The sequence below is a fragment of the Streptomyces sp. NBC_00490 genome (assembly GCF_036013645.1).
GTDB classification, from domain to species: Bacteria; Actinomycetota; Actinomycetes; order Streptomycetales; family Streptomycetaceae; genus Streptomyces; species Streptomyces canus_F.
Genome location: NZ_CP107869.1, coordinates 1,706,788 through 1,718,089, shown reverse-complemented (window position 1 = coordinate 1,718,089; position 11,302 = coordinate 1,706,788). Strand labels below are relative to the sequence as shown.

Here is an 11,302-nt window from a genome sequence, read left to right as displayed (position 1 = left end):
AGGGGCCGCCACAGGATGTCACCGCCCGGTCAGCCGACAACGGCCGACCGGGCGGGAGCATGTTCGGTCCTCAGGGCGTCGACCTCGGCGAACACCCGAGGTGTCTTCTCCGCGAGACGCCGCGGCGGACGCCCCGCCCCGGCTTTCACGGCAGCGGGAGCGGACAGCGCGAACCACACGACCTTGCCCGCCTCCCCGTCCGGCCGCACGCCCCAGCTCTCGCTGAAGGCGGCCACCATGGCGAGCCCCCGCCCACGGGTGGCGAGCGTCTCGGCTTCCAGGAGGTCGTCGGGCATGTCTTCCACGACCGGCAGACGCGGGTCGTGGTCGTGCACCGAGACCATGAGCCGGTCGAGGACCAGCTCGATCTCCACGGTGCACATCTTGTCGGGCTGGGCGTGCCGGTGGACGTTGGTCAAGAGCTCTGTCACACCGAGCGCGGCCCGGTCTATGAGGGGGTCGAGATGCCAGTAGCGCAACTGCGCAGAGACGATTCTGCGGACCTGGCCGATCCGCGACGGCAGGGCTTGGAGCTCCACCGTGCAGTGCCTGCTTGGGTGACTGATCACGGCTGCGACTCCCCGACTGAAGAGGTCCGGAAGAACACGGAGTTCGGATCGATCCAGCAAGGCGCCTGGTGAAGCGGCTGCCTGCTGCCATGCCCGGCGGGCTGGTTCGCAGCGTTATCGCCGGTAAACCCAGAGTGACGTGTGAACAGCGTGACTCAGGGGGTGGGATCCCGCAACTCGCGGTGCCTCACCCGTGACGTCCCGCGGCCTTCCGTACGGCCTCGATGAACCGGCGTGCCGCGGGGGGACCCGGCTCGCCCGGCGCTGGATCGTGATCGCCGAGCGTCAGCAGATACCGCTTGCCGTTGAGGTCGGCGAGGGCCCGGTCGTCGGCGGCGAACCAGGGTTTGGACGCCCGCACCGCCTGCACCGGCGCGCTGTCGATCTCGCTGCCGTAGCTGGTGAGCAACTCCAGCCTGCCGTCGCTGATCCGGACCTGTCCGGCCCGGGTGAGCGAACGCAGCCGCTTCCCGATCCGCACGCCCGTGGCCGTGAACTCCGGCTCCGCCATGCTCCCGCCCCCTAGTGCGCTCTCGGTGTGCCGGCCCATGATCCGGCTGGTCACGTGTCCCAGTGTGCGCCCCCGTCCGGGACCGGCGTGTCCCGTTCGGTGCAGTCTGCCCGCACCCGGCGTCGAGCACCAGTGCGCACGCGACCCCCGGTACGCAAGTCCGGAGCACTCGTCCGAATGCGCCCCCATGGTCTTGCGGAGCCCGGCCCCCAGGGTGGCCTTTGGGGTGCTCAAAGGTGTGTTTATGCAGGTGAGAAGGGTGCGGGAGGTGCTTATGATCGAAGTGTCGACAGCGCGATCCGCCGTCGGCGCGAAGCCTAAGGAGCCCCGCCGTGAGCACCCCCCAGCAGATCCGGACCGGCGCCACCCTCGACGTTGACCACAGCGACGCCGCCTACCGTGCCTGGCTGAAAGAGGCCGTCCGCAAGGTCCAGGCCGATGCCAACCGCTCGGCCGACACGCACCTCCTGCGCTTCCCGCTGCCGGAGCAGTGGGGCATCGACCTGTACCTCAAGGACGAGTCGACCCACCCGACCGGCAGCCTCAAGCACCGCCTGGCCCGCTCCCTGTTCCTGTACGGCCTGTGCAATGGCTGGATTCGGCCCGGCCGCCCGGTGATCGAGGCGTCCAGCGGCTCGACGGCCGTCTCCGAGGCGTACTTCGCCGGACTGATCGGCGTGCCCTTCATCGCCGTCATGCCGCGCACGACCAGCGCCGAGAAGATCCGCCTCATCGAGTTCCACGGCGGCCGGTGCCACTTCGTGGACGACTCGCGCAGGATGTACGAGGAGTCGGCCCGGCTCGCGGTGGACACCGGCGGCCACTACATGGACCAGTTCACCTACGCGGAACGGGCCACGGACTGGCGCGGCAACAACAACATCGCCGAATCCATTTTCCGCCAGCTGGAGCTGGAGCGGTTCCCGGAACCCGCGTGGATCGTCGCCACGGCCGGCACCGGCGGCACCTCGGCGACCATCGCCCGATACGTCCACTACACCCAGCGCGACACCCGCATCTGTGTCGCCGACCCGGAGAACTCCTGTTTCTTCGAGGGCTGGACCACCGGCGATCCGGACGTCACCTGCGACTGCGGCTCCCGCATCGAGGGCATCGGCCGGCCGCGCATGGAACCGAGCTTCGTGCCCGGCGCCGTCGACCGGATGATGAAGGTCCCCGACGCCGCCAGCGTCGCTGCCGTACGGGCACTGGAACAGGCCATCGGCCGCAAGGCGGGCGGCTCGACCGGCACCGGGCTGTGGAGCGCGCTGAAGATCGTCGCCGAGATGGTGGCCGAGGGGCGCCGGGGCAGCGTGGTGACACTGCTGTGCGACCCGGGGGACCGGTATCTCGACAAGTACTACTCGGACGCGTGGCTGGCCGAACAGGGTCTGGACATCCAGCCGTACGCGGCGGCGATCGAATCGCTGCTGGAAACGGGTGTCTGGCCCTGCTAGACGGCGATACGCCGGTCCAGTGCGGTGACCGCGCCCCGGAACGCCCGCCCCAGCCCGGCGCGTCCGAGCTTCGCCAGGAAGCGGACCGGGGCCGTGCCGTCGAGGGCGAAGGTCCAGCGCACCAGGGTGCCCGTCCCTGCGGGGGTGAGCCGCCACTCCTCGGCGAGGGCGTGGACGCCGGGCGTGTTCGCCACGTCGACACGGTAGGCGTACACCTCGGGCTCCTTCGCCGCGATGATCGTCTCCTGGAAGCGTCCGCCGCCCCTGAGCCGGACCTCGCGTGTCGAGCCGTCGCCGGTCGGCCGGGCGAAGGTGACCGCCGGGAACCACTGCGCCCAGCCCGGCACATCGTCGGCGAGGGCCCGGTAGACGGCCTCCGGGCCGGCGGACATCTCCCGGGCGAAGACCAGGCGCACAGGAGCGACCTCGATGAAGTCGAGCCCCACGGCACGCAGTTGGTGAGCCACGGTCACACCCCCCAGGCGACGACACAGGGGTGACACCCTAACTGACAGCCAGTCAGCTGTCTGCGGCCCCACCGGGCTCACCGGCCACCACCAGCCGCCGCAGATGCTCGGCGACCTCCTCGCGCGCCGCCGTCGGCAGCCCCGCGTCCGTCACCAGCGTGTCGACCTGCTCCAGCGCCGCGAACGAACTCAGGCCCACCGTGCCCCACTTGGTGTGGTCGGCGACCACCACGACCCGCCGCGCCGACTGCACCAGACGGCGGTTGGTCTCCGCCTCGGCGAGGTTCGGCGTGGACAGCCCGGCCTCGACCGATATCCCGTGGACCCCGAGGAACAGCACGTCGAAGTGGAGCGCCGCGATCGCCTGGTCGGCCACCGGGCCCACCAGCGAGTCGGACGGCGTCCGCACACCGCCGGTCAGCACGACCGTGGCCGCACCCTGGCGGGGGCCCGTGGTGCGCTGCGCCGCGTGGAAGACGTCGGCCACCCGCACCGAGTTGGTGACGACCGTGAGGTCCGGCACGTCGAGCAGATGGTGGGCGAGCGCGTACGTCGTCGTACCGCCCGAGAGGGCGATCGCGGAGCCCGGGGCCACCAGTTCGGCCGCCGCTCGCGCGATGTCCTCCTTGGCGGTCAGTTCCAGGCCCGACTTGGCCTCGAAACCCGGCTCGTGCGTGCTCGCCTCGACCACCGGGACCGCGCCGCCGTGCACCTTCTCCAGAACACCCTGCCGGGCGAGCGCGTCGAGATCACGACGCACGGTCATGTCCGACACGCCGAGCTTGCGGGTCAGCTCGTTGACCCGGACGCCGCCGCGACGCCGGACCTCGTCCAGGATGAGCGCGCGCCGCTGCTCCGCGAGGAGGTTCTGATTCTCGCTCACGTACGCTCCGGTCCTTTCGCCTCAACCCGTCCGACACGCCCCGCACACCTGCTCCGACGAGGACATTCTCGCCGCTCCCGGTGCATGGACGCCCCATCCTCGCACGGCACGGTACCGGTCGCGCCACCGACCGTCACGACGCGCTCATGTCACTTCGGCCGTATCCTCCGTCCCGACCGTCACACGGAACGGGGAGATTCCGTGACGAGAGGTGTAGGGCGCGGCCTCAGCGGAGATCCTTGAGGCCGCACCGACATATGCGGACGGCGCGTCACGGGGGAAGAGCGACACAGTGGAACATGCGCAGGAACGTGCCTCGACGGGCGGGCCGGAGGGCTTCGCACTGGAGCTGCTGGTCCACGGGGTGGGCGGTACGACGCCCGAGAAGATGCTCGACGATCCGCGGACGGTACGGATCACCGGCGACGACACGGCGGCCGTGTTCCGGCGCGCCGACGACGCCGAGGCCGACACCGGACCCGGCAACCCGCGGCGCGAGCCGGTGCCCGAGGCCTACGTCTGGTGCAACCTCACCTCCGGCAACGCCTCGCGCGCCCTGTGGCTGCTGCTGCTCCCGTTCATGGTGGTCAACCTCGCCCACTGGATGCGCCCCGCCGCCCGCGGCCGCACCCGCACGGTCCGGCTGTACGGGCTGCTGGTGCGACTGGCGGGACTGTCCCTGACGGTGCTGCTGGTCGCGGCCGTCTGCGAGGTGGCCCTCGATCTCACGGCATGGCAGTGCGCGGGCACCCGCGCGTGTGCCGACCGGCATTCCTGGCTGGGCTTCCTGTCGCCGACCGTCTCCGACGGCGGCTGGTGGAGCCGCCCCGGCCGCAGACTCGCCCTCGCCGCCCTGCTCCCCGCCGTGCTCACCTGCCTGCTGTGGTACCTGTCCCACCGCACCTGGAACGCCTACGAGTCGCAGGCGCCGATGTCCCGCCCGGCCGAGCCCGACGAGGACACGGCCCGCACCGCCCTCGGCCGCCCCGGCTTCTGGTACGGACGCCGACTGGTGGCCCGGCTGCGTGCCGCCCACACCGCCGCGGCCCTGCTCACGGTCGCCGCGGCCGTCGGCTCCGCGGCGGCCCGCTTCGACCGCCGACCCGACGGACCTGCCCTGCTCGACGCGCTGGGCCGGCTCCTGATGGTGGCGCTGGCCGGCGGCGCGGTCATGGTCGTCTGGGTGGTCTGCCGCCGCGGCCGCAGCGAGAACCGCCTCGACCGGGAGCTCGACGAGCACCTCGTACGACGTCTGCCGCTCGCCGCGCTCGGCCTGCTCGCCCTGACCATGCTCTACGCCGGCTGGGACCGCCCGGGATGGGAGTCGCGGGGGCGGCTGCCCGGCGACGCCACCTTCGGCACCATCGCCCTGGGCCAGGGACTGATCGTGATCGTCATGGCCGTCGTGGCCCACACCCTGCACCGCACCCACCCCGACCCGCGCGCCGCCATGCGCGGCCTGGGCGGGCCCGCCGTCGCGATGCTCGCCTGCGCCCTCGGCGGGGTGATGTCCGGCGGAGTGTCCCAGCGCGTGGCCGACTGGCTGGACGGCACCGGAACCACCATCACCGGACCACCCGTCCTGCTGACCTGGCAGGCGTCCGTGATCCCGCCGCTCATCGTCGTCCTGCTGGTGCTGTGCGGCTGGCTGGGACGCCGCACCTGGCAGCTGCGCCGCACCGAACTGGCCGCCGTGGACCGCGACTACCCGGACAAGCCCAAGGACCGCGCCCGCACCCGGCGTATCGCCAACGCCCGCGCGCTGGCCGCACTCACCGACCGGGCCCCGCTGATCGTCGCCGTCACCTCCGCCACCACCCTGCTCCTGGGCGCCGCCGCACTGGTGGGCGCCCTCGCCACCGGCAAAACACCCGGCGAGGCGGCGGACCGGACGTACGCCTTCGTCCAGGGCGCCGCCGACACCGCGCAGGCGCTCGGCTCCTGGCTGATCGGGTTCGGCTTCATACTGTTCGTCACCTGGGGCCGACGCGCCTACAAGGACCCCTCCGCACGCCGTACCATCGGCATCCTGTGGGACGTCGGCACGTTCTGGCCGCGCGCCGCCCACCCCTTCTCGCCGCCCTGCTACGCCGAGCGCGCGGTGCCCGACCTGACCTGGCGGATAGCCACCTGGACCCGCGCCACCGGCGGCCGTCTGGTGATCTCCGGGCACTCCCAGGGCAGCGTCCTCGCCGCCGCGGCGGCCTGGCAGCTGACGCCGGCCGACCGCAGGCGGGTCGCGCTGCTGACGTACGGCTCACCGCTCGAGCGGCTCTACGGCCGCTGGTTCCCCGCCCACTTCGGGCCGGCCGCGCTCAGCGCCCTGCACCACGACGTCGCCTGCTGGCGCAACCTGTACCGACCCACCGACCCCATCGGCGGCCCGGTCCGACTGCCTGGCGAATGCGGCCCCGAGGTCGACCACGAACCCCTCGAGGACCCGCTGGCCTACGGCCGCACCGAGCAGCACCCGCTGCCCACACCGATCCTGGGCCACTCCGACTACCAGGCCGACCCCGGCTTCGCGCAGGAGCGGACGAAGCTGCTGGCCCGGCTGCGTCCGGACGTACCGGCGCAGCGGTAGCCGCTCAGGTCAGCCGAGCTCCGGCAGGTCCTCCGCGTACAGCAGCGTCAGATCGTCCGTGCTGGGCTCCGCGAACTGGGCGACGCGGCTCGCGTGCCGCTCGACCATGGCCTCGAACGTCTGGCGGGCGGTGCGGCCGTTGCCGAAGGCGGGGCCCTTGGGGATCGCCGTGAAGTACTTGAGGAGAGCCTCCGGCGCGCCCGACGCCAGTCGGTACTCGTGCTCGTCGGCCTGCTGCTCCACGATCCGCAGCAGTTCGTCGGGGGTGTAGTCGCCGAAGGTGATGGTCCGTGAGAAGCGGGACGCCACCCCGGGGTTGACCGAGAGGAACCGCTCCATCTCGGCCGTGTAGCCCGCGACGATCACCACGACCGCGTCCCGGTGGTCCTCCATGAGCTTCACCAGGGTGTCGATGGCCTCCTTGCCGAAGTCGCGGCCGGAGTCCTCGGGGGAGAGCGCGTACGCCTCGTCGATGAACAGCACACCGCCGCGCGCCTTGTCGAAGGCCTCCTGGGTGCGGATCGCGGTGGAGCCGATGTGCTCGCCGACCAGGTCGACGCGGGACACCTCGACGAGGTGGCCCTTCTCCAGGACACCGAGGGAGGCGAGGATCTCGCCGTAGAGGCGGGCGACCGTCGTCTTGCCGGTTCCGGGGGAGCCGGTGAAGACCAGGTGGCGTTTGACCGAGGCCGCCTTGAGGCCCGCCTCCCGGCGGCGCCGGCCGACCTCGATCATGTCGGTGAGGGCCCGCACCTCGCGCTTGACGCTGTCCAGGCCCACCAGGGCGTCGAGTTCGCCCATGACGGCCTGGGAGGTGCGCGCGGGCTGCTCCGGCTCGGCGGGGGCGGCAGGCTGCTCCGGCTCGGTGATGCGCTGCCCGGGGATCGCGCCGAGCAGACCGGGGGACTGGCTCGCCGTCTGCACGACGGGCTCCGGGTCGGCGGACGGGCGCAGCCCCGCGCTCTCGTCGCTCGTGCAGTCCTCGACGACCGGGCCGACGCCGGATCCCGTGTCCGGGCCGGCGTCCGCGAACTCGTAACCGCCCCGTGCGCACCGCTCCGTGCGGCACTTCCTGAGCGTCGTACGGGACCCGTCGATCACATGGAAGCCGTAGCCGCCGCTGCCGGTGACCCGGCAGTTGAGGAAGCTGCCCCGGCCGCCCGCCGACACGTAGAAGCCCGCCTCGGCGGGGGAGTCGACCGTGCACCGCTCGATCGTCGGGTCGGCGCCCTTGGTGACGATCACGCCGGTCTGGGTGCCGTCCACCGTGCAGTTGTTGAGGGTGCCGCCACTGCCGTGGTCCCGGAACCAGGCGCCGGTGGCCGCGTCCCGGATACGGCAGTCGTCGAGTTGCGCGGTGGCTCCGTCGCTCACCGACACCGCGGTGTTGCGCACCTGGGAGAGGTCGCTGTCGACGACGTCCGCGCGGGAGCCGCGGTCCAGGACGAACAGCGCGTCCGGCACGTCGTGCACCCGGCACGAGTCCAGCACCACGGTCGCCCCGTCGCTCACCCACACCGCGGGATAGTCGCCGGTGCTGTCGAAGATCTCGCACTGGTTGGCGTCCACGCGCGTGCCCGGATCCCACACCGACAGGCCGTTGCGCCCGAACCGGCGCACCGTCGTGCGTGTGAGGGTGAGGACGGCACGCGACCTGAGGTCCACCGCGTTCTCGGGGATGTCGTGGATGGTGCAGTCGGCCAGGGTCAGCACGGCGTCCGTGTCGAGCGTGACGCCGTCCCCGGTGGTGCGGTGCACATCGCAGTCGGTGAGGTGCGCGGTGGCCTTGCCGGTGATCTGCACCCCGCTGCCACGGACCTCGTAGACCTCGCAACCCACCGCTTCCAGCGCGGAGTTCTCCCCGGTCACCGACAGGCCCACACCCGACGCGTGATGCACCCGGCAGCGCTCCAGGCGCGGATGGGCCCCGCCGCGGACCGCGACGCCGGCCTGGCCGGCCGCCACGACCTCGCACTCCTCGAACACGCCGCCCCCGTCGTCGAGTACGGCGATGCCGATCCCGGCCGGGTTGTCGACGGTGCAGCGCCGCACGGTGGGCCGGGCGCCGCCGCGCACCTCTATCCCGGCCGCGGACCGGGTGACGATCCGGATGTCCGTCAGCTCCGGGGTGCCCTCCTCGACGAGCAGCGCGGGCGCTGCCGCGTCCTGGCCCTCCACGTGCAGGTCCTGGACCACCGCCGAGGCGCGCACGGTCAGCGGCACCCCGTCGAGGGGCGCGATCCGCACCGAGCCGGGGGAGCCCTCAGGCCCGCGCAGGGTCACCGCCCGCTGCACGACGAGGTTCTCCCGGTAGGTGCCGGGGGCGACCGTGAGGACGTCGCCGTCGGCCGCGGCCTCCAGGGCGGCGGCGAGCGATGCGTACTCACCCGTGCGGCGCCGCCACCGCGAGGTACCGGTGTGCGTCACCTGGACCGTGCCCTGTGCCATGGCGTTGCCGTGCCCCCACTGTGCGGTACTCATGGCTCGCGGGCCGTCGGGACACCGGTACCGACGTCAACTGCCGGACACCGGCACGTCCCTGCGGCTCGCTCGCTCGCGGGTTCGTGCTGCCGAAGAAGTTCGGCCGGTCCACCGTAGCGTGCGCGCAGGCGGTGGGTTGACCAGAGAGGGAAGGCTGTCAGCTGCCGGTGCCGGTCCTGCCCCAGTCCGGGCCCACCCGCTCCCAGGCCTGGTCCCAACGGGCGTACCGGCGACGGACCATGCGCCAGACGATCAACCGGCGGGCACTCTCGACGAGTCCGATGCCGAGCAGGGCCGCACCGAAGCCGGCGAGGACGGCATGGGTCGTGGCGGTCGCGGAGTCCAGCGGCCGGGCCACTATGTGGCCCCGGGCGTCCGTCCAGATGGTGAAGTGGTCGCCCCGATGCGGGTCCTTGAGGTTCGCCAGCACCGGGCCGTGCTGTGCGGTGCCGTCCGGCGCGGTCCAGTCGGCGAGGACGCGGGTGCGCATCTCCCGCCCGGTGGAGGTCTCGGGGTCGGCGTCCAGCGGGGACCGGTCCAGCTTGCGGGCCACGGTCGCCGTCACCACATGACGGGTGCCGCGCTGGTCGCGCACCGATTCCTGGAGGGAGTCCTGGGCGAGGCCGCCCACGACGACGCCGGCCACCGGCGCGACGACCAGGATGAGCAGCAGGGCCGCGAGGGCGACCCAGGCCTCGGCCAGATCGGTCGCACGGCGCAGCGGATTGCGCCGCCAGCGCCAGAGTCCGCTCATCGCTCGCACTGTCCGCACCCCCTTCCCGCTCCGTGATAACCCCTGGCGGAGATGTTCACGTGCAGGCCCGGTCAAAGAGAGAGCGAAATCACCAGCCGGACCTCTCATGAACTTCTCACGATTATCAACGCGCGGTCCCCCGCGGTGGGTTCCCGCACATCAGGCGTTGAGCGGGTCTCTACCGATCGAGGATCGTGACGGGGTCGCCGACGCGGATCGTGCCACGGGACCGGGCCACCAGGTTCTGCCCGAAGACCAGCTTTCCGCCCAGGCGACGGTGGTGTCCCAGGGTGTGCAGAGGTTCCCTGCCGCGGGCGGCGGTGGACTGGTCGGTGGTGGTCACGACACAGCGCCCACAGGTCTTGGCGACCCGGAAGACGACCTCGCCGATCGAGAGCAGCGACCAGTCGTCCTCGGCCCAGGCATCGGTGCCCGACACGACCACGTTGGGCCGGAACCGGTCCATGCGCAGCGGACCCTCGTCGGCGTGATCACCCTGCGCGATCAGGGAGTTCAGGGCGTCGAGCGAGGCCGTCGTGGTGAGCAGCAGGGGAAAGCCGTCGGCGAAGGAAACGGTCTCTCCGTCGAGCGCGTACTCCGGATCGACGGGCCGGCGCGTGGCGGGATCGTCCATGTGCACCAGACGGGCGTCCGCGCCGAGATAGTCGCTGCACCAGGCGTGCGCGGCCGCGTCCTCGGCGGGCACCGCCTCCACCTTGTCCCGGAAGATCGTCACCGGCACGGTGCCGACCGGGCGCGGTACGGGGACCTCCAGCGGCTCCATGCCGGGCGCGGACAGCCGGACGCCGCCGCCGGGCAGCAGCTCGGCGGCGGCAAGCGCGACACGCGGCTCCCGGCGTTGCGTGACGACCTTTCCCCCGTCGTCGATCAGCGCCCAGCGCCTGTCCCCGGCCAGCCCCCAGGGCTCCACGTCGGCCTCCCCGGGCGCGAGGCCCCGGAACGCCTTGACCGGATGGACGTGAATCGACTGAAGCCGCGCATTACCCATGAACCCATCGTGCCAGCAGGCACGCGGTGTCCGGGGGTCGGCTCAGTAGCCGCGGTACTGCTGGTTGTTGTACGGGTCCTGGTACGGAGCCGGAGCGGGGCGGGGAGCCGCGGGGCGCATCGCCTCGTAGCCCATGCCCTGCGCCGCCGCCGGACGGGGCTGCTGTGGCTGCGGACCGGGATAGCCGCGCGGGGCGCCGGCCTGCTGCGGGATGTACGCGGCGGGCGCCTGTTGCAGCGGAGCCGGCTGCTGCGCCTGCGGGTAGCCGTAGGAGGGCTGGGAGGGACCCGCCGGGAGGGCGGGCAGTGCCGACGGCAGCGCGGGCAGGTTGTTGCTGCTCGGCATGGCGTACTCGGCGGGGACCCGGATCGGGGCGATCTGCGGGGTACCCCGCTCGGCCACGAGCGAGTCGTAGATCGGAGTGTCCGGGAAGGAGGCGGAGTAGTAGCCGCCGCCATAAGTGGAGCGGGGGGAGGTCATGGCACATAAGTTAAGCCCACGATGTGCTGGTTGGGGAGACCGATAAGAGGGTTGTTTTCCGTGTCGGCAGTGACGTCGGATCCCCAATGCGAGCGAAGGTGGGGAAA

10 protein-coding genes are annotated in these 11,302 nt (G+C 72.1%); 2 read left to right on the top strand and 8 right to left on the bottom strand.

Annotated features, from left to right (window positions below):
- Positions 1 to 29: 29 nt before the first annotated feature.
- Positions 30 to 569, bottom strand: a complete 540-nt coding sequence (locus tag OG381_RS07740; RefSeq protein WP_327715363.1) for an ATP-binding protein — start codon at positions 567 to 569, stop codon at positions 30 to 32.
- A 187-nt stretch (positions 570 to 756) separates the two neighbouring features.
- Complete coding sequence (locus tag OG381_RS07735; RefSeq protein ID WP_327722416.1) at positions 757 to 1,080, bottom strand: hypothetical protein; 324 nt, start codon at positions 1,078 to 1,080, stop codon at positions 757 to 759.
- 332 nt (positions 1,081 to 1,412) lie between these two features.
- On the opposite strand from OG381_RS07735, the gene OG381_RS07730 reads away from it, so the two are divergent.
- Positions 1,413 to 2,537 carry a PLP-dependent cysteine synthase family protein gene (locus tag OG381_RS07730; protein WP_307034317.1) on the top strand — a complete coding sequence of 375 codons (1,125 nt, stop codon included), beginning with the start codon at positions 1,413 to 1,415 and terminating at the stop codon, positions 2,535 to 2,537.
- Here OG381_RS07730 and OG381_RS07725 read toward each other — a convergent pair.
- Complete coding sequence (locus OG381_RS07725) at positions 2,534 to 3,004, bottom strand: SRPBCC family protein (RefSeq protein ID WP_327715362.1); 471 nt, start codon at positions 3,002 to 3,004, stop codon at positions 2,534 to 2,536. The genes OG381_RS07730 and OG381_RS07725 overlap by 4 nt on opposite strands.
- Before the next feature lie 52 nt (positions 3,005 to 3,056).
- Positions 3,057 to 3,887 (bottom strand): DeoR/GlpR family DNA-binding transcription regulator, encoded by an 831-nt coding sequence (locus OG381_RS07720; protein ID WP_327715361.1) that lies wholly within the window; start codon positions 3,885 to 3,887, stop codon positions 3,057 to 3,059.
- Between the two features lie 292 nt (positions 3,888 to 4,179).
- On the opposite strand from OG381_RS07720, the gene OG381_RS07715 reads away from it, so the two are divergent.
- Positions 4,180 to 6,471: a hypothetical protein gene (locus OG381_RS07715; protein WP_327715360.1), complete on the top strand. Its 2,292-nt coding sequence runs from the start codon at positions 4,180 to 4,182 to the stop codon at positions 6,469 to 6,471.
- A gap of 9 nt (positions 6,472 to 6,480) precedes the next feature.
- Here OG381_RS07715 and OG381_RS07710 read toward each other — a convergent pair whose 3' ends face one another.
- The 4 genes from OG381_RS07710 to OG381_RS07695 form a co-directional block, all read right to left on the bottom strand.
- On the bottom strand, positions 6,481 to 8,919 hold the full coding sequence (locus OG381_RS07710) for a right-handed parallel beta-helix repeat-containing protein (protein WP_327722415.1): 2,439 nt from the start codon (positions 8,917 to 8,919) through the stop codon (positions 6,481 to 6,483).
- A 190-nt stretch (positions 8,920 to 9,109) separates the two neighbouring features.
- Positions 9,110 to 9,715, bottom strand: a complete 606-nt coding sequence (locus OG381_RS07705) for an Rv1733c family protein (RefSeq protein WP_327722414.1) — start codon at positions 9,713 to 9,715, stop codon at positions 9,110 to 9,112.
- 169 nt (positions 9,716 to 9,884) lie between these two features.
- Entirely contained in the window at positions 9,885 to 10,715 is an 831-nt protein-coding gene (locus OG381_RS07700) for an MOSC domain-containing protein (RefSeq protein WP_327715359.1), read from the bottom strand.
- A 42-nt stretch (positions 10,716 to 10,757) separates the two neighbouring features.
- Positions 10,758 to 11,195, bottom strand: coding sequence for a DUF6643 family protein (locus OG381_RS07695; RefSeq protein ID WP_327715358.1), 438 nt, complete (start codon positions 11,193 to 11,195; stop codon positions 10,758 to 10,760).
- Positions 11,196 to 11,302: the final 107 nt, after the last annotated feature.